Source organism: Mesorhizobium sp. AR07 (assembly GCF_024746815.1).
Taxonomy (GTDB): Bacteria; Pseudomonadota; Alphaproteobacteria; order Rhizobiales; family Rhizobiaceae; genus Mesorhizobium.
In genome coordinates, this window is the sequence record NZ_CP080525.1 from 4407236 (window position 1) to 4431150 (window position 23915).

Sequence of the window (23915 nt, forward strand, 5' to 3'; positions counted from 1 at the left end):
GGCCAGCCTACCATACGCCGGCCTGGAGCGGGCCTTCCAGGTGGCCGATCATAGCCGTCAGTCGCCGTGACCGGGCATCATGGCAATCGTTTTCAGCACGGTTGTATCTGGCTGACCCTGCCGCGTACGACACCGGCGGTGCCAACCGCCACGGCCTTCGCCGCTGCCTTGCCGCCGGAACCGGCCAGCCCGCCGGCGACGCTGACAGCCGTGCTGACGGCCCCCATCGCCTTCATCTGCCCGACGATCTCGTTGTTCCTGGCCTGGCATTCCTGCATCTGCCTGGCTGCCTCGACAGCGGCCAGGGCCTCGCCCAGGCCTTCCGGCGCATTTGGTCCCGCCGCCAGCGCGGCGAGCTTGGCATGCTGTTCTGCGGCAATCGGCGGGTTGACGGTCATCTGGCTGCAGCCGGATGCCAGGAGGCAGCCAAGCATCACGGCCGCCATGCCCGGTCCGATACGCCGCGTGGATGGAAACGCACGGCGTTCGTCCGTCTCGGGGCGATTGCGCCCAAAAGCCTTGCCCGCTGGCCAGGTTCGGTTGTGCGACATTCTATTGCCGCATCGCCGGGCCGAGGATGAGGCTGCGGATCTTTGGCGTCAGCGGCCTCACGGCGTCGGCGAAGGGGCCGCCTTCGGCCCGCAAAGCCATCAACCCTTTGACCTGTTCGTCGATGGCGTCGATGGTCTCGGTCTTCTGCGCCTCGGTCAGCTCCGCCATGCCCGATATGGCATCCCTCAGCTTGGCGAAGATGGCATCGAGTTCCGCGACCGGCATGGTCGCCAGGAACCCGCGCATCGTCTCGCCAAGCGCAACCTTCCAGCTGTCGGCGGTGAAGCCGGCGGTGCCGATCAGGCCCTTGTCGGCGGCATCGCGCTCATACCAGTCGGCGGCGATCTCATCGTCATAGGCGAACTGACCGAATTCGGGCTGCAAGGTCTCGATCAGGCCGACCACCGTCGACGCATCATGCGCCGTCAGCGCCAAGGCCTGCGAGCCGTCGAGGATGGCAACGGCAAGCGCGAGCGCGCCTGCCCTGCGGCGCATGGTTGCCAGGAGATCAGCCATAACAGGTCTCCGCGATGCCGGCAAGGGCGCTGCTGGTGGCCTGGGATTGCAGCACCGAGCCACCGATCGAGGCGGCCTGGCCGGCAATGACCCCACCATTGCCAGCCAGACCGCCAAGACCCCCCCGCCATCGACAGGACACCGCCGAGCAGAGCCGCGTTGGTCTGCGCCTGCGCCGCCTTTTGGGCAGCCTCGGCGCAGGCCGTTTCCGGCTTCGTCAGTTTGTTCTGGGTCTTCTTGCCACCGGCCGCACTGGCGACCGGTGACGAGCTGCCGTCGACCTGGCCGGTCTGGCAGCCAGGCAGGACGATGGCCAGCGTCAGCAGAAAAAGTCTCCTTTTCATGGTGTCCTCATCCACGGCCAGCGCGCGGTGGCTGCTTGGCTTCGCGGTGATCGGTCACCGCGTTGCCCAATGCGATCGACAGCAGGTAGACGCGCGGATTGAAGCCCGCCGAGGCGAGTGCCGACAGCGTCTTGGACAGTTGCAGATGAAACATCGAAGCCCCCTTAAATCTTTGCCTGTGCGGTTCCGGTTTCGGAATCGCGCCGCAAACTAGGTCGATCGAAAGGGGTCAGCTTGGACAGAAAGGCACTGAAAGCGGCCAGAACGGCCCTGTATTGACGTTTTGCAGGCTGCGGCGCATATGACCGCCCTCCTGGGCATGGGGGTGCCGATGACTGCGACGATGGGGCCGTCAGCCTCGTTTCGATTGACGACGGAGATGTTTCCCGAGCGTGATCGCGTCGAGATCACGCGCGAGGTCTATGGCCGCACGGTTCTCAAGGTCGACCTTGATCCGCTGGCGCCGGCGCAGATCGACATGCGGGTGCGCGCGCTGCCCGGCCTCGGTATCGCTACCGGCAGCAGTTCGGAGTTCCGGGTGCATCATACGGCGTCGCTGATCGACAGCGACGATCTCGTTCTCCTGGCGGCGCTCGACGGAACCAGCGTGATGAAGCATCGCGGCCGCGAGGAGGCGGTCGGCAACGGTCAGGCGCTGATCATGAGCGGCGAAGAGGTCGGTCTCAACCTGATTGGCCCCGGCGGGTTTCGCTTCGTCAACATGAGCTTTTCGCGCAACCAGCTTTCACCGCTGATCGGCGATCCGGCCACGGTTCTGATGCGGCCATTGCCGACCCAAAGCGGAGCGATGCGACTGCTGCTCGACTATGTCCAGTCGGTCCAGGAGGTCGGAGACGAGCTGACGGCCGAGGCATGGCACCTTGCCGCGACACATATCTTCGACCTTGCGGCACTCGCCATGGGCGCGACCAGGGATGCGGCCGAGATCGCGCGCGGCCGCGGCGTCGGCGTGGCCCGCTTGCGCGCCATCAAGGCGGATATCGTCGCCCATGGCGGCCATATCGATTTGTCGGCGCGGGACGTCGCCGCCCGCCATGGGCTGTCGGCCCGCTACGTGCGCAAGCTGTTCGAACGCGAAGGCACATCGCTGATTGATTTCATGATCGACCAGCGGCTGGTTCGCGCGCATCGCATGCTCAGCGATCCGCGTCATGCCGGGCGCAGCATTACAGAGATCGCCTACGAGGCCGGTTTCAACGATCTTTCCTATTTCAACCGGGCGTTCCGCCGCCGTTATGATGCGACACCCTCGGACGTGCGCGCTGCGGCTTCCAGGCACTGACGCCCAGGTCGGGCTTCTCCGATCGTGGTTACTCGGCGGCTCTCGCCCCACGATCGGCAACCTTGTCGTCCCAGGTCACCGAACGGTAGTCGAAACCATATTCCAGCGTCGGCTTGACGATGCGGAAAAAGGGCGACAGGTCGAAATCGCGCGGCGTGTATAGCGAGTGGTGGCGGATGTGCAGGATTTCCTTGCGCGAATAGTTCGACTGCGCCGATGCGCGGCCGGGCGCGCGGGTGATCTCGGGCAGGATCGGATAGCGGATCTGGCCATAGGCCTCGGCGATCAGCGACGAACAGATGGCGCGTGTCGGGTCGCCGGACCCGAACGCCAGCATGCGGCGCCGCCAGCGCACCGGCACCGGCGGCGTCGGCAGAAAATAGCGCAGCATGTCGAAAATGTTCTTGAGATCGTATTTCAGGCCGAGCTTGCCGATCATGAAGGCGACGACCCTGTCGCGGTCTTCCGGCGCCAGCCCGCTCGCCCGGCAGATGCGGGTGTTGTAGGTGCGATAGCGAGACAGCGGCACGGCGATGCAGCCCTCGCCCATCGTCACCTCGATCAGCCGCGGCCGCTCCGTTCCGTCCTGCGGCTCGGGCAACGCATCGCCGATGTAGAAAGCCGCATGCGACCAGGTCGACTGGGTCAGGTACTTGATCGCCGCCGAGATCTTCTGGTTGCCCTCGACCAGCAGGACGTCGCCGGGCTCGAGCGTGCGGCGCAGCGTCTCGGCATCGGAGGGCGTGTAGGGTTCGTAGCCGGAGGATTCTTCCTGCAGCCGGCCGGCGAGCCAGCGGCCAAGTCGATCCAGAAGCGTGTCGCCGGGCTCGGTCATGCCATATGGCGATTAGCATAGGCGAGTGATGTGGGCCAGCGCGGGAGAGGGTTGCGCCGACGTTGGCTTCCCCTTCTCCCCTTGTCGGCAGGGCAATCGCATATGGGTTCTTGCGAAGACGGACCCCCACCCTAACCAACCGGGGCGAGCCACGGGTCTCGCCCGTCCTTCGGACCCCCACAAGGGGGAGGGAATGCTGCCGCGCGCCCTATTCATCATACTCGGAGCCGAACTTGGCCAGTTTGCCGAGATCAGCGCCTACGAGAGTCTCCCTCCCCCTTGTGGGGAGGGGTTAGGGGTGGGGGTATTCGTAGGGCGAAAGCCTCGGCTTCCCATATGCGATTGCCCTGCCCTTGTGGGAGAAGGGAGAGCACGGTGCTCCGTCAACTGGCGGTTGCGGCCAGATCGTCGCGCGCCTTGCGGGCCAGTTTGCGTGTCGAGCGTTTGGGGCTGTCGCCGAACAACTCAGCCGCCTCGGCGAGACAGCTTTTCTTCAGCTGCTTCTCCGACCGCTTCAAAAGCTTGCCCAGAAGCTTGGTGTCCTCGGGCGGTCCGAGCGGCCGGTCGTCGGCCTCGAGCAGGTCGCGCATGACGAACACATCATGCAGGTCGCCCAGCCGCTCACCCAGTTCGTCGACCGCCTTGCGACGGGCCTTGATCGGCGTCGGCCACAGCCTGCCGAGCAGCGACAAATGCATGCCGTGCGTCTTGGCGGCCTTGCGCAGGTCGTGGAAATCATTGGCCGCGCCGCGCGATCCGGCCTTGTCCAGCGCCTTCCTGGCACGGCGCAAGGTGATGCGGGCACCTTCGGCAAGCACGTCGGCGGCTTGTTCCGGCTGGTCGGGCAAGGCAAGACTCTCGATCCGGTGCAGGCCTTCCTCGCAAGCGGCGGTCGCAGCGGCAATCGCCGCTTCGAGCCCGGTGCCTTCATGCAATTCATGCTGGCGGGCGATCAGCCTGTCGCGCGCCGGGCCTAGCCCGTCATCGGCACTCTCCTTGGGAAAGCTTGCCGCCAGCCGGTCGATGGTCTCGATCAGCGCCGTCGCCTCGCGTGGGCCGGCAAGCAGGCCCGCCACGTTGCGATAGCACTGGTTCTCCGTCTCGCAGAATGTTTCGTCACCGGAACGAACAAGGCGCAGCAACGCACGCGCGCTCTTCAGCCGCTTGCGGCATTTGTGCAGCGCCTGTTCCGGCCGGCTGCGCGCGGTGTCGAGATGGGCCAATGCCTTGCCGATTTCCTCGGCAAGGATACGCCTGACCTCGCCGGTCAGCGGCAGGCGCGGATCGATGCGAAAGCTCATGCGGCGATCTCCGGAATCCCCCCGAGGGCGAGCGACGCGTTGTAGAATTTCTGTTCGCCAGTGACTTCGCGACCGAGCCAGTCAGGCAGCATTTCGTCCGGCACGTCTTCCGGCGTCTCGAGTTCGGCGACCACAAGTCCCGCAAGCGGCCCGCCAAAGACATCGACCTCATAGAGATAGCCACGATGCCTAACATGGTGGCGTGTCTTCTCTATGACACGCCCAAGCGCGAAGGCCAGCATCTCCTTGGCCTCCGCCAGCGGGATCGGATACTCGAATTCATCGCGCTCGCGCGCCCTGTTGCCGAATTTGAGCGTCAGTCTGGCGGAGGCGTCATCGCTGATGCGGATGCGCAGGGTTCGACCCGGTGCCGCGGCGAGATAGAACTGGCGAATGCGGATATCCGCCTCGACCAGATCCCGCCATGCGGAGCTGGAGACCAGGAATTTCCGTTCGACTTCCTTGCCCATGGCCGCGCACTAAAGCGCTTACCGCCAGCGATGGCAAGACAGCCGCGCACACAGATTGACTTTAATCAATCGATTGATTAAATATCACTCATGGTCAAGTCGCCGGACACCAGGAGCCCCCGCCGCGAGACATCTGCCGCCGAGATGACGCGCGCGGCGCTTGTCCAGGCGGCGCTGAAACTGTTCGGCCGGCAGGGTTTCGATGGCACCTCGACGCGTCAGATCGCAGCGGAGGCGCAAGCCAATATCGGCTCGATCGCCTATCATTTCGGCGGCAAGGAGGGCCTTCGCACCGCCGCCGCCGACTTTATCGTCGAGACCATCCAGACGGTTGCCGGCCAGGCTTTCGGCAATGTGCGGGTACCCGCGCCGGGACCGGCCAATCCGGAGGCGGCGCAAGCGCTGCTCTTCGCGGCGCTGGAGCGGATGGTCGGCTTCGTCGTGGCAAGTCCGCAGGCCGGCGAGATCGTGCAGTTCGTGTTGCGCGAGCTTTCGCATCCGACGGCAGCCCTCGACCGCATCTATGACGGCGTCTTCGAGCCGACGCACCGCCGGCTGTGCCAGCTCTGGGAACAGGCGACGGGCGAGCCGGCCGAAAGCGAGGCCACAAGGCTCACCGTGTTCACGCTGATCGGCCAGGTCGTCTATTTCCGGATCGGCCGCGAGGCGGTGATGCGCCGCATGGGCTGGAAGGACATTGGCGCCGCTCAAGCCGCCAAGGTGGTGGCGGCCACTTCGAGCAATCTCAGCGCCATATTGGCCGCCCGGAAGGGATCAAAACGATGAGCTTCCTTTGCTCCTTGCCGCTCGCCGCGCAGCTTTTCAGCGCCTGCGCCCCGGCGGCACCTTTGGCCGTCGGCTATGTCGAGGGCGACTATGTGCTGCTGGCGCCGATCGAGGTGGCGCAGGTCGAGACGGTTACGGTCAAGCGTGGCGATCGCGTCACGCCCGGCACGACCGTGGTGACGCTGGAAAGCGCCGATGCCAAGATCGCGGTTGCCCAGGCCGAAGCCGGCCTTGCCCAGGCCCAGGCGCAGTTGGCCGACCTGCAGATCGGCAAGCGCCCGGAAGAGATCGCGGTGCTCAAGGCCGAGGTCGACATGGCCAGCGCGCAGGCCGCCGACGCCAAGCGCAAATACGACCGCGCCGCCGATCTGTTCAAGCGCGGCGCCGGCACGCAGGCCGATTTCGACACCGCATCGGCGACGCTGGAGACCGCCAACGCGCAGGTCGGCCAGGCCGACGCCAATCTCGCCGTCGGCGGCCTGCCGGCGCGCCCCGAGGCGATCAAGGCGGCAGACAATCAGGTCAAGCAGGCGCAGGCGATGCTGGAACAAGCGCGGTGGCGGCTGTCGAAACGGGTGCTGGCAGCACCCTCGCCCGGCCGCGTCAACGACGTCATCCGCAATCCGGGCGACACCGCGGGCCCGACCGCGCCGGTCATTTCGATCCTGCCCGACGGCGCGGTGAAGCTCAGCGTCTACATCCCGGAATCCGCCTTCTCCTCGGTCAAGGTCGGCACCTTGCTCGGCGTCCACTGCGACGGCTGCGGCCCGGACGTGAAGGCGCGAGTAAGCTACGTCTCGCCGGATCCCGAATTCACCCCGCCGGTTATCTACTCCCTGGAGAACCGGCAGAAGCTGGTCTATCTGGTCGAGGCACGGCCGGAGGGCAACGCCGGCCCGCTGCAGCCCGGCCAGATCGTCGACGTCGATTTGGCGGACGGCGCGAAATGAACGCCATCGACGTCCATGGCCTGGTCAAGCGCTTTGGCGACAAGACCGTTGTCGACCATGTGACGATGACGGTCGCCGAAGGCGAGATCGTCGGCTTCCTCGGGCCGAACGGCTCGGGCAAGACCACCACCATCCGCATCATGTGCGGCCTGCTGACGCCCGACGAGGGCGAAGGCACGGTGCTCGGCTTCAACATCCGCACCGACAGTCTGCGCATCAAGCGCGAAGTCGGCTACATGACGCAGAGATTCTCGTTCTACGAGGATCTGACGATCGGCGAGAATCTCGAATTCGTCGCACGGCTCTACCGGCTGAAGCCGCTCAACGAGTATGTTGCCAGAACGCTCGAGGAACTCGGCCTGACCTCGCGCCGCAACCAGCTGGCCGGCACCTTGTCCGGCGGCTGGAAGCAGCGGTTGGCGCTGGCCGCCTGCATCATGCACAAGCCGAAGCTGCTGTTGCTCGACGAGCCGACGGCGGGTGTCGATCCAAAGGCGCGGCGCGAGTTCTGGGACGAGATCCATCGCCTCGCCAGCGGCGGACTGACCGTGCTGGTCTCCACCCACTATATGGACGAGGCCGAGCGCTGCCACCGCATCAGCTACATCTCCTACGGCAAGATGCTGGCCACCGGCACTGTTGCCGAGGTGGTGAAGAATGCCGGGCTGACCACTTTTGTCGTGCAGGGTCCGCGTCTCGACCAGGTGGCTGAGGCGCTTCAAGGCCGCCCCGGCGTCGATCAGGTGGCGCCGTTCGGCGCCACGCTGCATGTCGTCGGCTCCAACGGCAAGATGCTGAAGGCAGCGCTCGCCGATGTCGAGAAAGAGCACAAGGGCGTGACGGTATCGCCTGGGAAAACCAGCCTCGAGGACGTCTTCATCCAGTTCATGTCCGGCTCGAAGGACAACATGGCATGAACAGCGTCTTTTCCTTCGCCCGGCTTGGCGCGCTGCTGATCAAGGAGTTCATCCAGATGCGGCGCGACCGCATCACCTTCGCCATGATGCTGGGCGTGCCGCTGATGCAGCTGGTGCTGTTCGGCTACGCCATCAACAACAACCCGAAAAGCCTGCCGGCGGCACTCGTGGCGACGAGCAGCGATCCCTACACCCGTGCCGTTGTCTCGGCGCTGCAGACCACCGGCTACTATCGTTTCGACCATGTCTCGCAAAGTGCGGCCGACGCGGAGTTCCTGATGTCGCGGGGCGATGTCGCCTTCGTCGTCACCATCCCCGCCGATTTCGCCCGCCGGGTCGAACGCGGCGACAGTCCACAGATCCTGATCGAGGCCGACGCCACCGACCCGGCCGTCGCCAGTGGTGCCATATCGACGCTCGGCACCGTCGCTAGCCAGGCGCTGCTCAGGGCGCAAGGCATGCAGGAGGCCGCGGCCGAGACCGCCAAGGGACAACTCGATGTGGTGGTGCACCAGCGCTACAATCCCGAAGGCATTTCGCAATACAACATCGTGCCCGGCCTGCTCGGCGTCATCCTGCAGATGACGATGGTGATGATGACCTCGATCGCGCTGACGCGCGAGACCGAGCGCGGCACCATGGAAAATCTCCTGGCGATGCCGTCCAGCCCGCTCGAGATCATGCTGGGCAAGGTGCTGCCCTATCTGGCGGTCGGCGGCGTGCAGGTGGTGGTGGTGCTGGTGGCGGCCAAGCTTTTGTTCGCAATCCCCTTCACCGGGTCGATGTCGCTGCTGCTCACCGCCGTGCTCATCTTCGTGCTGGCGCTGGTGCTGCTCGGCTACACGATTTCGACCATTGCCCGCACGCAGATGCAGGCGCTGCAGCTCACCTTCTTCTTCTTCCTGCCGTCGATCATGCTGTCCGGCTTCATGTTCCCCTATCGCGGCATGCCCGGCTGGGCACAGGCCTTCGGCGAGATCCTGCCGCTGACGCATTTCCTGCGCATCATCCGCGCGGTGATGCTGAAGGGCGCCGAACTGCCGGCGGTGGCAACGGAGATCGGCTGGCTGGTGGTGTTCGTGGCGCTGTTTGCCGGCGTGGCGCTGGTGCGGTTCAGGCGGACGCTGGACTAGGCGCCATGGCTATGGCGAGGCCGGCGGGACAGCGCCCCCCTCTGGCCTGACGGCCATCTCCCCCACTTGGGGGGAGATTGGCAGCTTTGGCGCCGGCCACCCCTTAGCAGCGTCGGAGATTGGCGACGACAGTGGTGACGGCCAATCTCCCCACCTGTGGGGGAGATGTCCGGCAGGACAGAGGGGGCGCGAAGGATCGCCACGGAACGACTTATTCTGCGCCGTGTTGTTAAGCCGCCGCCATGATCTCCGCGTAAGTTCCGAAATCGACATTGCCGCCGGACAGCACCACGGCGACGCATTTGCCTGACAGCTCGATCTCGCCCGACGACAGGGCCGCCAGCGCCACGCAGCCGCCGGGCTCGACCACCAGCTTGAGATAGGCCATGGCGTCCCGCATAGCCTGCGCCGTCGCCTTGTCGGAGACGGCGATGGCACCAGTGAGGTTCCTACGGTTGATCTCGAAGGTGATCACGCCGGGCTCGGCGGTCAGGATCGCGTCGCAGATCGAGGCATGGCCCGGCTCGTTCGAAACCCTGGCGCCGGCGGCCAGCGAACGGCGGGTGTCGTCGAAATGCTCGGGCTCCACCGCCCAGACCGCGGTGTCCGGTGAGGCATCCTTGACGGCAACGGAAATGCCGCTCGACAGGCCACCGCCACCGCAGGGAATGACCACCGCGTCGAGGCTGACGCCAAGCGCCTTTGCCTGGCGCATCAATTCGAGGCCGATCGTGCCCTGGCCGGCGATGATGGCCGGGTCGTCGAAGGGCGGCACCAGCACCATGCCTTTCTCTATGTAGGGGCGCACCACGCTCATGCGGTCGTCGCGGAAGCGGTCGAAGGGAACCACCTCCGCTCCCATCTTGCGGACATTGCCGATCTTCATCGCCGGCGCGTCAGCCGGCATGGCGATGACCGCCTTGACGCCGAACATCGCGGCCGACGCCGCGACCCCTTGCGCATGGTTGCCCGACGAGAAGGCGACGACGCCACGGCTACGCTCTTCTTCGCTGAGCGACGACAGCTTGTTGTAGGCGCCGCGGAACTTGAACGAGCCGGTGCGCTGCAGTGTCTCCGGCTTGAACAGGATGCGGGCGCCGAAACGCTTGTTCAGCTCCTGCGATTCGATCAAGGGGGTTTCGACGATCAGCCCGGCAAGCCTGGCTGCGGCGCGGTGGATGTCGGCAATGCCGGGAGGGATCGACAGCAATCATATGAGGTCCAGTGGAAGGCAAGGTGTCTTCCTATGATGCCCGCAAACAACTGTGGTGCGCCAACGAAAAAATGTGACCGCTACAAAATTACAAAATTTGGCGAGCAACAACTGGCGCTTGCGCTGCCCCTCACCTGCCTGCCGGCATCCTCTCCCCGTATAGTGACGGGGAGAGGGGGCTGGCCGTAAGGTCGGCGCTTTTCTTGCAACGCTGGTGATTGGCGAAATCCTCGGCGACAGCTTCTTTCTCCCCGTCACTATACGGGGAGAAATGCCCGGCAGGGCAATGAGGGGCGGCGCCGAGATCGGCAACTGGCCCTGCGGCCAATCACCGCCTATCCAAGCAAAGCCCTCTGCCTCTTGGTCCCACCCAGCTTGCGCCAGTTGTTGAAGCGGTGCGTGGCGGCGGCAAACGAGATCTTCATCTGCTGGGCGACCGAATAACGCGATTTGCCCTCGTCGAACATGCGGTAGCAGCACTCGACGCCCTCTTCGGTCAATTTGCCGTCCGGGGCCTTGTTGTGCGGGTTGGCGGGATCGAATTTCTCGACCTGCTGTTCGACGAGGCCTTTCAGGCGCTGCAAATCGGCCTCGATGCTGGCGATGAGGTCGAGAACGGGCTTCGGGTCATAGCTGTGCGGGGGATGTTTTGCCGTCATCTGCGGATTCCCTTTTTCTTGGCTCTGGTTCCATCATATAGGTGAACATTCGCTGATAATGAAGGGATGTTTCCGGGGTGGCTTCAACAATTCTTGACCGCGACCCAAGCGCGCAATTGACCTGGGGCACGTCAAACCCTAGTTTAGAACCATTCTAAACTAGGGTGAATTCCTCATGCTTTCCCGTGTTTTCGGCTTCGGCCGCCGCCCCTTCGAATCGCTCTCCGAACAAGAGATCCTGGCATTGGCCATTTCGTCCGAGGAAGATGACGGGCGCATCTACCGGTCCTACGCCGACGGGCTGGCGGAAAACTTTCCGCAATCGGCAAAGGTGTTCGAGGAGATGGCCGAGGAAGAGGACGGCCATCGCGACGCGCTGATCGAGCTTTTCCGCAAGCGTTTCGGCGAGCACATCCCGCTGATCCGGCGCGAGCATGTGAAGGGCTACTTCGAGCGCAAGCCCGACTGGCTGGTGAGACCGCTCGGCATCGAGCATGTGCGCAACCAGGCCGAGGCGATGGAACGGCGCGCCTATTTGTTCTACGTCGAGGCGGCCAAGCGCACCAGCGACGCCTCGACCCGCAAACTGCTCGACGATTTGGCTATTGCCGAGCAGGGCCATGAGACGCTGGCGCAGCGGCTGGAACAGAAACATGTGCCGGGCGCCGTCAAGGAAGAAGAAGCGAGCGCCGAGCAGCGCCAGTTCATCCTCACCTATGTGCAGCCGGGGCTTGCCGGGTTGATGGATGGATCGGTGTCGACGCTGGCGCCGATCTTCGCTGCCGCCTTTGCCACGCATGACACCTGGCAGACGCTTCTGGTCGGGCTTGCCGCCTCGATCGGCGCCGGCATTTCGATGGGTTTCACCGAAGTCGCGTCCGACGATGGCAAATTGTCGGGCCGCGGCTCGCCGATCAAGCGCGGGCTGACCGTCGGCATCATGACGACGCTCGGCGGCCTCGGCCACGCGCTGCCCTATCTCATCCCGCATTTCTGGACGGCGACGGCGGTTGCCGCGGTGGTGGTGTTCTTCGAATTGTGGGCCATCGCCTTCGTCCAGAACCGCTATATGCAGACACCCTTCCTGCGCGCGGCCTTCCAGGTGGTGCTGGGCGGCGCGCTGGTGTTCGCGGCGGGCGTGCTGATCGGGAATGCGTGAGCGCTCCTCTTCCTTCTCCCCTAGCGGGAGAAGGTGGATTGGCGCGCGGCGCCAAGACGGATGAGGGGTGTTGGACGGAGTGAGGCGTTAGTGCTTTCTGGAACATCTCATTCGTCGCCTTCGGCGACACCTTCTCCCACAAGGAGAGAAGGGAGAACCGCGCTAATTATTCACCCATTCACCATCAGGCTGTCCGCAGGCGCCTCGGTCCTCTCCGTCAGCCCATAATCGCGCACGACATGCGCGATGCGCAGTCGGTAGCCGGCAAAGATACCGCCACGGCCCGCCTTCTGCGCCTGCCGGTGCTCTTCGGTGTTGCGCCAGGCCTTGACCGCCTCTTCGTCGCGCCAGAACGACAGCGACAGGATGCGGTTCGGGTCGCCAAGACTCTGGAAGCGCTCGATCGAGACAAACCCATCGATGCCGTCGAGCAGCGGGCGCAAATCGGCGGCGATGCCGAGATAGGCATCGCGTCTGCCGGCCGCCGGCTCGACCTCGAAGATGACGGCGATCACGGCAACACCAGTTTCGCATGCGGTCCAGAGACGTGCTTCAGGAAGATGCGGTCCTCCTTGAGGATGAATCTTTCACGCTTGGCGAATTCATAGTTTGCCTTGCCGGCGGGATCGGCGGCAAGGCGCGCACGGTAGGCCTCGTAGGCCGCCAGACTGTCGATGTTGTAGGCGGCATAGGCCGTCGTGGCCGAGCCCTCATGCGGCGCGAAATAGCCGATCAGGTCGGCGCCGCAGCGCGGAATGGCCTGGCCCCAGTTGCGGGCATATTCCTCGAACGCCGCCTTGCCGAACGGGTCGATCTCATAGCGGATGAAGCAGGTGATTGTCATGGTCGTCTCCTTGGCGGGTTGATTTATCTTGCGTCGATAGTTCGAGCGGCGTCGAAGCATCCCCAGGATCGATGTGCTAGGCAATTCCCTCGGCGGTCATGCCTGCCAGAAGGACTTCGCGCATTCGCGGCGCACGTCTTCCCGGGTCAGGCCGAGGTCGCGCAGCAAATGATCGTCAATCTCGGCAAGGTCGAGACGCTGCAAATGGCGGTCATGCCACCGGGCCCTTGGCCGCGAGCGGAACCAGGCGACGAACGGGAACGATCGGCGGCTGGGGAACGGTGCGGAAGTGGTTGCGGTTGTCATCGTCGTCTCCTTGATCTGGTCGGAGAATAGTGCTTATCGACAAGAATGCTTCGATGAGAAACGAACTATGCGTGAAGGACCTGACATTGCCCGCATTGCCAGCCTGGTCGGGGACCCGGCGCGGGCAAACATGCTCAACGCGCTGATGGGCGGCACGGCATTGACGGCGAGCGAACTGGCGCTCGAGGCCGGCGTATCGCTGCCAACGGCCAGTTCGCATCTGGGCAAGCTGATGGAAGGTGGGTTGCTGACGCTGGCGAGCCAGGGCCGGCATCGCTACTACGGCCTTGCCGGCCCGCAGGTGGCGGGCATGATCGAAGCCATCACGGGTGTCGCGGAAGCCGTTGGCCCGAAACGCGTGCGGCCGGGCCCGCGCGACGGTGCCATGCGCGTGGCGCGCGTCTGCTACGACCACCTGGCCGGCGAGCAGGCCGTGGCGATGCTCGATCGTCTCGTCGAGAAGGAAATTCTGCTGCGCGACGACAAGGAGATCAGGCTCGGGCCATCGGCGGCATCGCATTTCGCGGCAATAGGCATCGATATCGATGCCAAGCCGCGCCGCCCGGTGTGCCGCGCCTGCCTCGACTGGAGCGTGCGGCGCTCGCATCTGGCCGGCACGCTGGGCGCAGCCATCCTCGACAAGATCCTTTTGGAAAAATGGGCGCGCCGTGAAAAGGACAGCCGCGCGGTGATTTTCTCGCCGCCGGGCAAGCAGGCGTTCGAGAGGGTGTTTCTGGGCTGAGATGGCGGCGGGACAGCGCCCCCCTCTGCCCTACCAGGCATCTCCCCCTCAAGGGGGGAGATTGGCGGCTTCGCTGTCCCGCTCACCTTGCAGCGTTGATGGTTGGCGAAAGCGGCCGAATGCATGATCTCCCCCCTTGAGGGGGAGATGGCCGGCAGGCCAGAGGGGGGCGCGAAGGATCACTACGCTTGCTAATGTGCGGATAAACTACCCCCGCTTCAGCACCTTCCCCTCCTTGAAAAAATCCACCCACGGATCGGCTTCCGCCTGCCGCTTCAAGGTCGTCTTGTCGCCGATCGGGAAAGCGTTCGGCGCTAGCCCGGCCTCGATCTCGGCCCATGTCACCGGCATCGATACGGTGGCGCCCTTCTTGGCACGCGACGAATAGGGCGCGACCGTGGTCGAGCCCCGGCCATTGCGTAGATAGTCGACGAAGATCTTTCCGGTGCGCGCCTTCTTCGACAGTGTCGCGGTGTAACGGCTGGGGGAGCCCTGCTCCAGCGCCTTGGCGAAATCATGGGCGAAGGTCTTCACCGCTTCCCAATCCGCCGATGGTTTCAACGGTACTAGGACATGGTAGCCTTTGCCGCCGGATGTCTTGACGAAGTTCGGCAGCGACAGCTCGTCGAGCTTGCCTCTGATATCGAGTGCCGCCTCGCGCACCGCCTTCACGTCGACGCCTTCATCGGGGTCGAGATCGAAGATGATCTGGTCCGGCTGTTCCAGCCGGTCGATCATGCAGCCCCAGATGTGGATCTCGACCACGCCATACTGGACAAGTGCGGCAACGCCGTCGAAATCGCGGATGAACAGGATCTCCTCGCCGTCCGTCGGGTCCTTCATCCGGGCGATCTTGTCGCTCATGCCGGCCGAGGCATGTTTCTGGAAGAAGCGCGGCCCGCCGACCCCATCCGGCGCCCGCACCAGGCTGAGCGGCCGGTTGACAATGAACTGTTCCATGCGCGGCCACACCGACGCGTAGTGGTCGAGCAGGCCTTGCTTGGATATTTTTTCGTCGGGCCACAGCAGCTTGTCGGGGTGAGAGAGTTTTACGCTGGTCGTCATCGCCCCGGCAGGGCTGGTGGCGCCGCTTGTTGCCGGCTTGGCCTTGGCCGGGCTCTTGCCTGGCGATGCCTTGCCCGTCGATGTCTTGCCTGTCGATGTCTTGCCTGTCGATGTCTGGGGCTTTTCCTGCACGACTTCCTCCGCCGGCTTGTCCTCGCGCAATCCCTGGAACGAGGCGTGGCGTATTATACGGTCTGAGGTCCAGCTGCGGAACTCCACTTCGCCGACAAGCTCCGGCTTCACCCAGACCAGGCCCTTGCCCTTCGGCACGGCCTTGTCGAAGGGCGAATCCTTCGCCTTCAGCGCATCGAGTTTTGTCTTCAAGTCGGTGGCGCCCTTGGCGGAGAAGCCGGTGCCGACGCGGCCGGCATAATGCAGTTTGCCGCCGTCAAAATAGCCGACCAGCAGTGAGCGCAGCCCGCGCCCGGTCTTTTCCGACGGCAGATAGCCGCCGATGACGAATTCCTGTCGCGCCGTGCATTTAGACTTCACCCAGGACGGGCCGCGCCCGCTGCGATAGGGCGCATCGGCGCGCTTTGAGACGACGCCTTCCAGTCCCATGCGGCAGGCATGCTCCAGCATGATCTTGCCGGGCTCGGCGAAATGGTCGCTGAAACGGACTGCCGAATTCTCGGGCCGCTTGCCCAGCAGGTCCTGCAAGGCCTGCTTGCGCTCGACCAGCGGCTCGCCGCGCAAATCCTCGCCGTCAAGCCGCATCAGGTCGAAGACATAGTAGATGAAGCGATCTGTCCGCTTCGCCGACAGATCCGCCTGCAGCAGCGCGAAGGACGAAACACCGCTGCCGGCCAGCACAACGATCTCGCCGTCGATGATGGCGTCGCTGCATTTCAAGCCGGCGAGTTCCGTGGCGATCGCATCGCCGAACTTTTCCGTCCAGTCGAGACCGGTGCGGGTGAGCAGCCGCACTTCGGTGCCGGCGATTTGCGCTTGCATCCGATAGCCGTCGAACTTCACCTCGTGCAGCCAGTCCTTGCCGGCGGGCGCATCCCGCTCCAGCGTGGCGAGCTGCGGCTCGACAAAGTCGAGGCGCTTGCCGGCCTTTGCCTTGCCGGCGGCCGGCTTGTTGGAATGCCAGACTTTCGGCCTCTCGCCCTTGGCAGCCTTGCCCTCGCCGACCTCCTCGATCGTCAGGCCGGACTTCACCGATTCCGGTGCCTCCTTCAGAATATCCTCGCCGGGTCGCGCAGCGGCGTCGTCCGACTTGATCAGCAGCCAGTTGTCCCGCTTTTCGCCCGCGCGCGGCTTCAGCCGCACGAGATGCCAAAGCCCATGCAATTTGTGGCCGTTGAGTTCGAAGCTGATATGGCCTTTTTTCATCGCCTTGGCCGGGTCGATCTCGGGAACCCAGGTGCCCTCGTCCCAGACGATGACCGAGCCGCCGCCATATTCGCCCTTGGGAATGGTGCCCTCGAACGGCGCGTAGTCGATCGGATGATCCTCGACATGCACGGCCAGCCGCTTCTCATGCGGGTCGAGGCTCGGGCCGCGTGTGACGGCCCAGCTCCACAGCACGCCGTCATGCTCCAGCCGAAGGTCGTAATGCAGCCTTGTCGCGGCGTGCTTGTGGGTGACGAAGATGCCGCCCGCCTCGCTCTTTCTGCGCGCGACCTTGCCGGCCGGCTCGGCGGTCTTCTTGAAATCGCGCTTGGAGTGGTACTGTTCGAGGCTGGCCATGGCTTGATATCCTCAGGCCGATTTGCGCTTGGGCGCGCCCGGCTTGATGCGTTTGGCCGCCGGTTGGGCTTTCGCCGACGTGGAACCCTTCGATGAACCGCCATCCGACGACAGGCTCTTCTTCAGCGCGTCGAACAGGTTGACGACATTGGAGGGCTTGGGAGCGGCCTTCGCCTTCGGCGCCTTCTTGCCGGCTTTCTTGGCGCGGATCAGCTCGAGCAGTGCGTCCTCGTATTTGTCGTCGAATTTCGAGGGATCGAACTTGGCTTTCTTCTTGTCGATGATCAGCTCGGCCAACTCGGTCATTTCCTGGTCGGTCTTGACCGACTGGATGTCACCGAAGACGGTGTCCGGCTGCCGCACCGTGTTGTCGTAGCGCAGCGTCGTCAGCACCATGCCCTTGCCCAGCGGTTCGATCACCACCGGGCGCTCGCGCTGATAGAGCACGATGCGCGCCAGCCCGGCCATCTTCTTGCCCGCCATGGCGTCACGGATGACTGCGAATGCCTCCTCCGACACCTTGTCGGCCGGCGCGACATAATAGGGCGTGTCGAGATAGATCTGCTCGATCGAGGATTTGTCGACGAAGCCATCGAGCGCCATCGTGTGCGAGGACTCGATCTGCACCCCCTCGATCTCGTCTTCCTCGATGTGGACGAAATCACCGTCGTCGACTTCGTAGCCCTTGATCTCGTCGCCGTCGCCAAGCGGCTTGTCGGTTTCGGCATCGACATAGATGCGCTTCACCGTGTTGCCGGTCTTGCGGTTCAGCACCCGGAACGAGACTTTCTCGGTGTGGGTGACGACATTGGTCAGCTCGACGGCACAGGTGACCAGCGACAGCTTCAGATAGCCCTTCCAGGCTGGACGCGGCGCCATGATATCTTCCCTTCAACAACCAGATGAAGGTGAGAACGGACAGACCCCGCTCCAGTTCCGCCAAGCCCGACGATCTGGATGCCAAGGTGCGCCTGAGGCGCCGTGGCGGCCAGCATGGAAATTTCGCAAACGCGGCAAAAATTGAAACAGAACCGCGCGCGGGCGACATTCAAACGAAACATATGTGATGCAAAAGTCACATTGGCCGGAATGCCGACGAACCACACGGAAAGACCCCGAATCAGCCGCATTCCGGCCACGAACCAAGGCCTTTTCGACCAGATATTAACATCGTGTTCACCGACTATTCACGCCTCGACGCTATGATGCCCGCAAATCGGAAGGGACATCCGAAAATCGGGACAGGGACAGGTACAATGAACTTCCTCACGCACCTCATCGGCTATGCCGCCGCCATTCGCGAATTCGTCGCGCCGACCTATCGGCCCGAGCGCTACTACATGCGCGGCCCCGGCCCGGCCTGTGCGCGTCGCGGCAACTCGCTCGGCGTCAGCGCGCACTGATCATGACCTTCGAGAGCCGCCACGACAGCCGGATCTGCAGGCCGGCCGCCTCTACCCGCGCCACCACCTATCGTGCCGAGCGTCCCGCTCTCTCCGACAGGCGGCGTGCGACATCGCCACGGCTTTGATGCCGCCCGCGGCTGGCTTAGTGTCGTCGGACACAAGCAGCCGAGGCCCGCGTGACCGATTTTCCCCATTCAGGTCGGCCCCATTCAAGTCGACCCAAGTCAGGCCGTCCCTCTGAACCCTTCGTTGCAAGCCATCCGCTGATCGTCTTCGACGGCGTCTGCGTGCTGTGCTCCAGCTTCGTGCGCATGGTGGTCAGGCTCGACCGTCAAAGCCGCTTCCGCTTCGCCACCGCGCAGTCACCCTTCGGCGAAGCGCTGTTCAAAAAGCACGGGCTGCGCACGGACTCCTACGAAACCAATCTCGTCTTGGTCGGCGGCCTCGCCTTCACGCAGCTCGACAGCTTGGTCGCCGTCATGGCGGAGCTTGGCTGGCCATGGCGGGCAGCCAAGCTGCTGTTGCTGCTGCCGCGCCCGCTGCGCAATTGGCTTTACGACCGCATCGCCAAGAATCGCTACGCCCTGTTCGGCAGGAAGGACAGTTGCGACATTCCGTCGGCAGAGCTGCGGGAGCGGTTCCTGGACTAGAAAGAGTGGCTCTGGGGGAGCGCTGGATGAAACTTCTCATTGTCGGCGGCTACGGCACTTTTGGCGGCCGCATCATCCAATTTCACATCCGCTCACCGGATTGATCGTGCGCTATCGCGGCTGGCTCGAGCCATCTCTTTCTGTTTGGCCATGATCTTTGCCGAAAACCGGATTCCACTTTTCGGGATCATGGTCTGGCGTACACGGCTCCAGCACAATCGTGCCGCCAGCCGCCTTGCCGAGTCCCGGCAACGCTGAACCGTGCACAGCGTCCAGCTGTGAGGTTTTCGACCGAAGCCTTGGTCGCCTGCACCTGGGTGCGGGCGCCCTCGATGCCCTTGCCGTAGATTTCCGACAGCGCGACGCCGAGCGGATAGTAGACGCCGGAGTCGCCGCACCCGCCCCCCAATGCATGTCGAGCAAAAGTGGCTCCGGTTTTGCGAGAACGACATGCATGGAGCTAAAGCGCGTCGCCTGAATCCGCTCAAATGCGACGCGCTTTGGATGCGAACCGGGGCGAGTTTAGACAGTGATCCGCAACCCGCGATTGTGCTGGTTAGACGAACGGTTGAGGGACCAGGAAAACAGATGGCGGCTTGCACAAAAAGCGATCGGAGCCGAAAGTTTTTTATGCAGCCTGTCGAAATCGGGCACTGCCGCGCGACATACGTCCGGCTCGCAACGACGCGGCCATGAATAACACGGGAGATGACCATGCAGTATCTGCTTCTTATCTATTCCAGCGAAGCCGGAATGGCAGCCGCGCCCAAGGAGGCGCTCACCCAGATGAGCGTCGCCTATGGCGCTTATACCGAAGCGATGAAGAAGGCCGGTGTGTTCTTGGCCGGTGAGCGATTGAAACCGACGAAGATAGCAACCACCGTACGGGTGGCCGGCGGCAAGACCAATGTGATTGACGGCCCCTATGCCGATACCAAGGAGCAACTCGGCGGCTACTATTTGATCGAGGCGCCCGACATGGACGCGGCGATTTCGTGGGCGGCGCGCTGTCCCGGTGCCAGCGCCGGCACCATGGAAGTGCGGCCGATCTGGCCGATGGCAGAATACATGAAAGATTACGCGGCGTGACAGCCGTCGGGCCAGACACTGCGCGGGCGGCAGCAGAGGCCGCCGCCCGGCAGAGCTACGGCAAGCTGATCGCCTATCTCTCCGCCCGGTCCCGCGACGTGGCCGGCGCCGAAGACGCGCTGGCCGATGCCTTTGCCGCGGCGCTCGAACACTGGCCGCGAACCGGCGTGCCCGACAAGCCGGAAGCCTGGTTGCTGGCGGTGGCGCGGCGCCGGCGCGTCGATGCGGTTAGGCGGCGGCTGACCAGCGAGGCCGGCCGCGATCACCTCAAGCTGATCGCGCAGGAGATGGAGGCGCGCATGACCGACGAAGACCTGCCCGACGAACGGTTGCGGCTGATGTTTGCCTGCGCTCATCCGGCCATCGAAGCCGGCGTGCGCTCGCCGCTGATCCTGCAGACCGTCCTGGGGTTCGACGCGGCCACGATCGCTTCTGCCTTCCTTGTCTCGCCGGCAACCATGGGCCAGCGCCTGGTGCGCGCCAAGACCCGCATCCGGGAAACCGGTATTCCGTTCCGCATACCGGAGCGGGCCGAACTCGGCGAACGGCTGGACGCGGTGCTGGAAGCCATCTACGCCGCCTTCGCGGAAGGCTGGTCCGACCCGGCCGGCACCGAGACGCGAGGGCGCAACCTGGCGACCGAAGGCATCTGGCTCGGCCGGCTGGTCGCGTCGCTGATGCCGGAGGAGCCTGAGGCGCTTGGCCTGCTGTCGCTGATGCTGTTTGCCGAGGCGCGCCGCCCGGCACGGCGTGATGCGGCTGGAGATTATGTGCCGCTCGCCGAGCAGAAATGCGCGAAATGGGACGCCGCCTTGATCGACGAGGCGGAATCCCTGCTCCGCCGCGCCGCCACCATGGGTGTCATCGGCCGTTATCAGCTCGAAGCCGCCGTGCAGTCCGCACATGCGGCGCGACGGCTGACGGGCCGCACCGACTGGGTGGCAATCCGCGAGCTCTATGACGCGCTGCTTTCGATCGTTGGATCGCCGGTGGTGGCGATCAACCGCGCGGTGGCGATCGCCGAGGTTGAAGGCGCCGTGGCGGGGCTGGCGGCCCTTTACGTGCTGGGTGACGACGAGCGGCTTGCCGACTATCAACCCTATTGGGCGGCGCGTGCCGGTCTTTTGGCTCGGCTCGGGCAGGTACCGCAGGCTTCCGAGGCCTATGATCGCGCGATCGGCCTCGAACGCGACGCGGCGGTGCGCCGCTTCCTGCAAGGAAAACGGGCAGCGCTCAGAAATTAAGCTTCGTCGGTAATCCGGTCACGCGGGCCACATCTCATGCGACATGTTGAGCGTTTTCATCAGCGGATGCGCCCGCAACGCGGACCATAGCCGTTCAATGTTCGGCCAGGCCGTTCGCGCTCTGTCGACGTCGGGATACCAGGCCACCAGCATGACGAGGTAGATGTCGGCCAGCGACATCAGGTCGCCGACCAGCCAGTCGCGGTCCTCGAGAGCGGCATCGACAACGGCGAAGCCGCGGTCCATCTCGGCGACGGCCGCCTGCTTGACCGCCTTCGTGCCGTCGGCATCGGTCGTGTAGCGGTAGGCGTAGTAGAAACGCAGCACCGCCGGATAGAGCACCGACGACATGAAGGCCATCCAGCGCAGGAAGTCGGCGCGCGCCGGCGCCTCGGCCGCCGGCGCCAGGCCGGCGTCGGGATGACGCTCGGCAAGCAGGATGCAGATCGCCGCCGATTCAGTGATCGAGCGACCATCCGGCAAGGTCAGCACCGGCACCTGGTTCAACGGACTGATGCCGAGGAACGCCGGGTCGGCCCGGTCCGTCTTCGGCACGTCTATGTGCTCGAACGGCGCGTTCGCCAGCGCCAGCGCTGCCTCGACGACGAAGCCGCCGCTGCCCGGACGTGTGTAGAGCTTGTACATGAAATCCTCCCCCGGCCCGCGCAGGGCGAGCCTGGGGCGATATGAACCGGAAGCAGGGTTCCGCTCAAGCAGGCAGTGACCGCCACGGGTGGATTTTCAGCGGGCCAGATTGCAGCGTTGGCGGGACAGCGCCCCCTCTGTCCTGCCGGGCAGAGGGGGGCGCGAAGGATCGCGGCGTTTCCCTGTGTGCGTGTCGAGACCTACGCCCCCAACCCCTCAAACAGAATCGTCGACAGATAGCGCTCGGCGAAGGACGGGATGATCACCACCAGGTTCTTGCCCTTGTTCTCCGGCCGCGAGCCGACGACGATTGCCGCCTGCAGGGCGGCGCCCGACGAGATGCCGACCGGCACGCCTTCGAGGCGGGCGACGAGGCGGGCATTGGCGACCGAATCCTCGTTCGAGACCTTGACGATCTCGTCATAGATCGTGGTGTCGAGGATTTTTGGCGCAAAGCCGGCGCCGATGCCCTGGATCTTGTGCGGGCCGGGCTGGCCACCCGACAGCACCGGCGAGGATTCCGGCTCGACGGCGACGACATGCACCGAGGGCTTGCGCTTCTTCAGCACCTGGCCGACGCCGGTGATGGTGCCGCCGGTGCCGATGCCGGCGACGAAGATATCGACCTCGCCATGCGTATCGTTCCAGATCTCCTCGGCCGTGGTCGTGCGGTGGATTTCCGGATTGGCGGGGTTTTCGAACTGCTGCGGGATGACCGCGTTGGGGATCGTCGCCGCCAGTTCGTCGGCCTTGGCGATGGCGCCCTTCATGCCTTTCGGGCCTTCGGTCAGCACCAGTTCGGCGCCGAGCAGCGCCAGCATCTTTCGGCGCTCGATCGACATCGTTTCCGGCATCGTCAGGATCAGCTTGTAGCCCTTGGCTGCAGCGGCGAAGGCGAGCGCGATGCCGGTGTTGCCGGATGTCGGTTCGACCAGCGTCGTCTTGCCGGGGGAAATCTTGCCGGCCGCCTCCAGCGCTTCGATCATTGCCACGCCGATGCGGTCCTTGACCGAGGCGATCGGATTGAAGAATTCGAGCTTGGCAATGAGATTGGCGACGATGCCCTTTTCCTTGGCGAACTTGTCGAGCCGCACCAGCGGCGTGTCGCCGATCGTGTCGGTGATGGAATCGTAGACGCGGCCGCGGCCGGGCACACGGGCTGATGTGACGGGCTTGTTCATTGGTTTCGCTCCCAGAATTTCAGGCAAGTGAGAATTTCAGGCAAATGGCATTCCAGCCGCCAAGATAAGGCTTTCAGCGGCGCAACATAGACTGTCGGCCGAAAATATCCGAGTGGGCCCCGTGTCTAAAACAGCTCTGCCCCGGAAAAGCGTTTCCCGCAAAAGCCCGTCGTTGGAATGTTTTGGCCGAAAGGCCTCTATTGGCGGGCGGCAATCGCCGCTGCCGCGCCGACCATGAAGCCGGCGGCGGTGCGGTTCAGGGCTTTCAGCGCGCGCGGCGATTTCAGGAACCAGCGCGCCTTGGCCGCCAGCGCCAGATAGGGCACCAGCACCACCAGCAGCACGACGATCGTCAGCGCGACGAGAATGCCGTAATCGGCCAGCGTGATGGTCTTCAGATCGACGATGGTCGGCGTGATCGCCAAGTAGAAGATCATCGTCTTCGGATTGCCGAGCGTGACGGTGAGGCCGGCGATGAAGCTCGAAACCAGCCCGCCCTTGCCCTTCCTGGCCTCGACCGTCTCCGGCGTGATGCCGCTGGTCCAGAAGCGCCAGCCAAGGTAGGCGAGGTAGGCGACACCAAGCCATTTGATGGCCAGGAAAACCATGCCGAAGCTCTGCGCGACGAAGGCGAGACCGAGCACCACGGCGGTCAGGTAGGTGAGGTCGCCAAGCATCAGGCCAAAGGACATCGCCAGCGACGAACGGAAGCCGGAGCCGAGCGCGCGGGCGACAAGCGCGGTGATGCCGGGGCCGGGAATGGCCGCGGCGATGCCGAGAGCGGCACTGTAGGCGAGGAAGCCGGTGAGGGTCATGGCATTGGTCCCGGGTCAGAAATGCCTTGTCGCATGGAACGGACCAGAATTGAATTCCCTGGGGGCCGGATTCCATTGCACCAGGTATCGCTGCA

28 protein-coding genes and 1 pseudogene are annotated in these 23915 nt (G+C 64.4%); 11 read left to right on the top strand and 18 right to left on the bottom strand.

All coding sequences use genetic code 11. From position 1 onward, the window contains the following. Positions 1 to 92 precede the first annotated feature (92 nt). Genes BPNPMPFG_RS22355 through BPNPMPFG_RS22370 form a run of 4 tightly spaced genes read right to left on the bottom strand, consistent with a single transcriptional unit; the run spans position 93 to position 1566 of the window. Positions 93 to 551 (bottom strand): hypothetical protein, encoded by a 459-nt coding sequence (locus BPNPMPFG_RS22355; protein ID WP_258590825.1) that lies wholly within the window; start codon positions 549 to 551, stop codon positions 93 to 95. Position 552: 1 nt separating this feature from the next. Beyond that, positions 553 to 1068 carry a hypothetical protein gene (locus tag BPNPMPFG_RS22360; protein ID WP_258590826.1) on the bottom strand — a complete coding sequence of 172 codons (516 nt, stop codon included), beginning with the start codon at positions 1066 to 1068 and terminating at the stop codon, positions 553 to 555. Next, positions 978 to 1412 (bottom strand): hypothetical protein, encoded by a 435-nt coding sequence (locus BPNPMPFG_RS22365; RefSeq protein ID WP_258590827.1) that lies wholly within the window; start codon positions 1410 to 1412, stop codon positions 978 to 980. Before BPNPMPFG_RS22365 ends, BPNPMPFG_RS22360 begins: the two co-directional genes overlap by 91 nt. A gap of 7 nt (positions 1413 to 1419) precedes the next feature. Then, complete coding sequence (locus tag BPNPMPFG_RS22370) at positions 1420 to 1566, bottom strand: hypothetical protein (protein WP_258590828.1); 147 nt, start codon at positions 1564 to 1566, stop codon at positions 1420 to 1422. Between the two features lie 147 nt (positions 1567 to 1713). On the opposite strand from BPNPMPFG_RS22370, the gene BPNPMPFG_RS22375 reads away from it, so the two are divergent. Next, entirely contained in the window at positions 1714 to 2715 is a 1002-nt protein-coding gene (locus BPNPMPFG_RS22375) for an AraC family transcriptional regulator (RefSeq protein ID WP_258590829.1), read from the top strand. Between the two features lie 28 nt (positions 2716 to 2743). Here BPNPMPFG_RS22375 and BPNPMPFG_RS22380 read toward each other — a convergent pair whose 3' ends face one another. The 3 genes from BPNPMPFG_RS22380 to BPNPMPFG_RS22390 all read right to left on the bottom strand — a co-directional run bounded on the left by BPNPMPFG_RS22380 (position 2744) and on the right by BPNPMPFG_RS22390 (position 5321). Continuing rightward, the gene (locus tag BPNPMPFG_RS22380) at positions 2744 to 3550 is read right to left on the bottom strand and encodes a C40 family peptidase (RefSeq protein WP_258590830.1); all 807 of its coding nucleotides are present in this window, start codon (positions 3548 to 3550) and stop codon (positions 2744 to 2746) included. A 383-nt stretch (positions 3551 to 3933) separates the two neighbouring features. Next, entirely contained in the window at positions 3934 to 4851 is a 918-nt protein-coding gene (locus BPNPMPFG_RS22385; RefSeq protein WP_258590831.1) for a CHAD domain-containing protein, read from the bottom strand. Continuing rightward, positions 4848 to 5321 (bottom strand): CYTH domain-containing protein, encoded by a 474-nt coding sequence (locus tag BPNPMPFG_RS22390; protein WP_258590832.1) that lies wholly within the window; start codon positions 5319 to 5321, stop codon positions 4848 to 4850. Before BPNPMPFG_RS22390 ends, BPNPMPFG_RS22385 begins: the two co-directional genes overlap by 4 nt. 90 nt (positions 5322 to 5411) lie before the next feature. Here BPNPMPFG_RS22390 and BPNPMPFG_RS22395 point away from each other — a divergent pair, with 90 nt between their 5' ends. From BPNPMPFG_RS22395 to BPNPMPFG_RS22410, 4 genes are read left to right on the top strand one after another with little or no spacing between them, the layout of a single operon-like run. After that, complete coding sequence (locus BPNPMPFG_RS22395; RefSeq protein WP_258590833.1) at positions 5412 to 6107, top strand: CerR family C-terminal domain-containing protein; 696 nt, start codon at positions 5412 to 5414, stop codon at positions 6105 to 6107. Continuing rightward, positions 6104 to 7057, top strand: a complete 954-nt coding sequence (locus BPNPMPFG_RS22400) for an HlyD family secretion protein (RefSeq protein ID WP_258590834.1) — start codon at positions 6104 to 6106, stop codon at positions 7055 to 7057. The genes BPNPMPFG_RS22395 and BPNPMPFG_RS22400 overlap by 4 nt, the downstream gene beginning before the upstream one ends. Continuing rightward, positions 7054 to 7974 carry an ABC transporter ATP-binding protein gene (locus BPNPMPFG_RS22405; RefSeq protein ID WP_258590835.1) on the top strand — a complete coding sequence of 307 codons (921 nt, stop codon included), beginning with the start codon at positions 7054 to 7056 and terminating at the stop codon, positions 7972 to 7974. Before BPNPMPFG_RS22400 ends, BPNPMPFG_RS22405 begins: the two co-directional genes overlap by 4 nt. After that, a complete protein-coding gene (locus BPNPMPFG_RS22410) occupies positions 7971 to 9107 on the top strand; it encodes an ABC transporter permease (RefSeq protein ID WP_258590836.1) in 1137 nt (378 codons plus the stop codon). Before BPNPMPFG_RS22405 ends, BPNPMPFG_RS22410 begins: the two co-directional genes overlap by 4 nt. Before the next feature lie 229 nt (positions 9108 to 9336). On the opposite strand, the gene BPNPMPFG_RS22415 is transcribed toward BPNPMPFG_RS22410, so the two are convergent. Continuing rightward, positions 9337 to 10314 carry a threonine/serine dehydratase family protein gene (locus tag BPNPMPFG_RS22415; RefSeq protein ID WP_258596864.1) on the bottom strand — a complete coding sequence of 326 codons (978 nt, stop codon included), beginning with the start codon at positions 10312 to 10314 and terminating at the stop codon, positions 9337 to 9339. A 341-nt stretch (positions 10315 to 10655) separates the two neighbouring features. Beyond that, entirely contained in the window at positions 10656 to 10979 is a 324-nt protein-coding gene (locus BPNPMPFG_RS22420) for a hypothetical protein (protein ID WP_258590837.1), read from the bottom strand. Positions 10980 to 11154: 175 nt separating this feature from the next. Between BPNPMPFG_RS22420 and mbfA the strand changes: the two genes are divergently transcribed. Continuing rightward, positions 11155 to 12138 carry an iron exporter MbfA gene (mbfA, locus tag BPNPMPFG_RS22425; protein ID WP_258590838.1) on the top strand — a complete coding sequence of 328 codons (984 nt, stop codon included), beginning with the start codon at positions 11155 to 11157 and terminating at the stop codon, positions 12136 to 12138. 170 nt (positions 12139 to 12308) lie between these two features. On the opposite strand, the gene BPNPMPFG_RS22430 is transcribed toward mbfA, so the two are convergent. The 3 genes from BPNPMPFG_RS22430 to BPNPMPFG_RS22440 form a co-directional block, all read right to left on the bottom strand. Then, positions 12309 to 12653: an antibiotic biosynthesis monooxygenase family protein gene (locus BPNPMPFG_RS22430; RefSeq protein ID WP_258590839.1), complete on the bottom strand. Its 345-nt coding sequence runs from the start codon at positions 12651 to 12653 to the stop codon at positions 12309 to 12311. Then, on the bottom strand, positions 12650 to 12982 hold the full coding sequence (locus tag BPNPMPFG_RS22435) for an NIPSNAP family protein (protein WP_258590840.1): 333 nt from the start codon (positions 12980 to 12982) through the stop codon (positions 12650 to 12652). The genes BPNPMPFG_RS22430 and BPNPMPFG_RS22435 overlap by 4 nt, the downstream gene beginning before the upstream one ends. Positions 12983 to 13078: 96 nt before the next feature. Further along, complete coding sequence (locus BPNPMPFG_RS22440; protein WP_258590841.1) at positions 13079 to 13288, bottom strand: DUF1127 domain-containing protein; 210 nt, start codon at positions 13286 to 13288, stop codon at positions 13079 to 13081. 67 nt (positions 13289 to 13355) lie between these two features. Here BPNPMPFG_RS22440 and BPNPMPFG_RS22445 point away from each other — a divergent pair, with 67 nt between their 5' ends. After that, positions 13356 to 14030 (top strand): ArsR/SmtB family transcription factor, encoded by a 675-nt coding sequence (locus tag BPNPMPFG_RS22445; protein ID WP_258590842.1) that lies wholly within the window; start codon positions 13356 to 13358, stop codon positions 14028 to 14030. Between the two features lie 207 nt (positions 14031 to 14237). Here the strand turns inward: BPNPMPFG_RS22445 and ligD are convergent, their stop codons facing one another. After that, on the bottom strand, positions 14238 to 16790 hold the full coding sequence (gene ligD, locus BPNPMPFG_RS22450; protein WP_258590843.1) for a DNA ligase D: 2553 nt from the start codon (positions 16788 to 16790) through the stop codon (positions 14238 to 14240). 12 nt (positions 16791 to 16802) lie between these two features. Continuing rightward, entirely contained in the window at positions 16803 to 17669 is an 867-nt protein-coding gene (gene ku / locus BPNPMPFG_RS22455) for a non-homologous end joining protein Ku (protein WP_258590844.1), read from the bottom strand. A 377-nt stretch (positions 17670 to 18046) separates the two neighbouring features. Here ku and BPNPMPFG_RS22460 point away from each other — a divergent pair, with 377 nt between their 5' ends. Then, positions 18047 to 18193: a hypothetical protein gene (locus tag BPNPMPFG_RS22460; RefSeq protein WP_111545360.1), complete on the top strand. Its 147-nt coding sequence runs from the start codon at positions 18047 to 18049 to the stop codon at positions 18191 to 18193. 179 nt (positions 18194 to 18372) lie between these two features. Continuing rightward, on the top strand, positions 18373 to 18846 hold the full coding sequence (locus BPNPMPFG_RS22465; RefSeq protein WP_413776799.1) for a thiol-disulfide oxidoreductase DCC family protein: 474 nt from the start codon (positions 18373 to 18375) through the stop codon (positions 18844 to 18846). A gap of 280 nt (positions 18847 to 19126) precedes the next feature. On the opposite strand, the pseudogene BPNPMPFG_RS22470 reads toward BPNPMPFG_RS22465, so the two are convergent. Next, a pseudogene (locus BPNPMPFG_RS22470) lies at positions 19127 to 19240 on the bottom strand (TAXI family TRAP transporter solute-binding subunit); the annotation flags it as partial. A gap of 320 nt (positions 19241 to 19560) precedes the next feature. On the opposite strand from BPNPMPFG_RS22470, the gene BPNPMPFG_RS22475 reads away from it, so the two are divergent. Both BPNPMPFG_RS22475 and BPNPMPFG_RS22480 read left to right on the top strand, forming a co-directional pair. Then, entirely contained in the window at positions 19561 to 19935 is a 375-nt protein-coding gene (locus tag BPNPMPFG_RS22475; RefSeq protein WP_258590845.1) for a YciI family protein, read from the top strand. Continuing rightward, a complete protein-coding gene (locus BPNPMPFG_RS22480) occupies positions 19932 to 21179 on the top strand; it encodes an RNA polymerase sigma factor (protein ID WP_258590846.1) in 1248 nt (415 codons plus the stop codon). Before BPNPMPFG_RS22475 ends, BPNPMPFG_RS22480 begins: the two co-directional genes overlap by 4 nt. Positions 21180 to 21197: 18 nt before the next feature. Here BPNPMPFG_RS22480 and BPNPMPFG_RS22485 read toward each other — a convergent pair whose 3' ends face one another. The 3 genes from BPNPMPFG_RS22485 to BPNPMPFG_RS22495 form a co-directional block, all read right to left on the bottom strand. Next, positions 21198 to 21824, bottom strand: a complete 627-nt coding sequence (locus tag BPNPMPFG_RS22485; protein WP_258590847.1) for a glutathione S-transferase family protein — start codon at positions 21822 to 21824, stop codon at positions 21198 to 21200. A gap of 200 nt (positions 21825 to 22024) precedes the next feature. After that, positions 22025 to 23005, bottom strand: a complete 981-nt coding sequence (gene cysK / locus BPNPMPFG_RS22490; protein ID WP_258590848.1) for a cysteine synthase A — start codon at positions 23003 to 23005, stop codon at positions 22025 to 22027. Positions 23006 to 23202: 197 nt separating this feature from the next. Next, complete coding sequence (locus BPNPMPFG_RS22495; protein WP_258590849.1) at positions 23203 to 23820, bottom strand: LysE family translocator; 618 nt, start codon at positions 23818 to 23820, stop codon at positions 23203 to 23205. Positions 23821 to 23915: the final 95 nt, after the last annotated feature.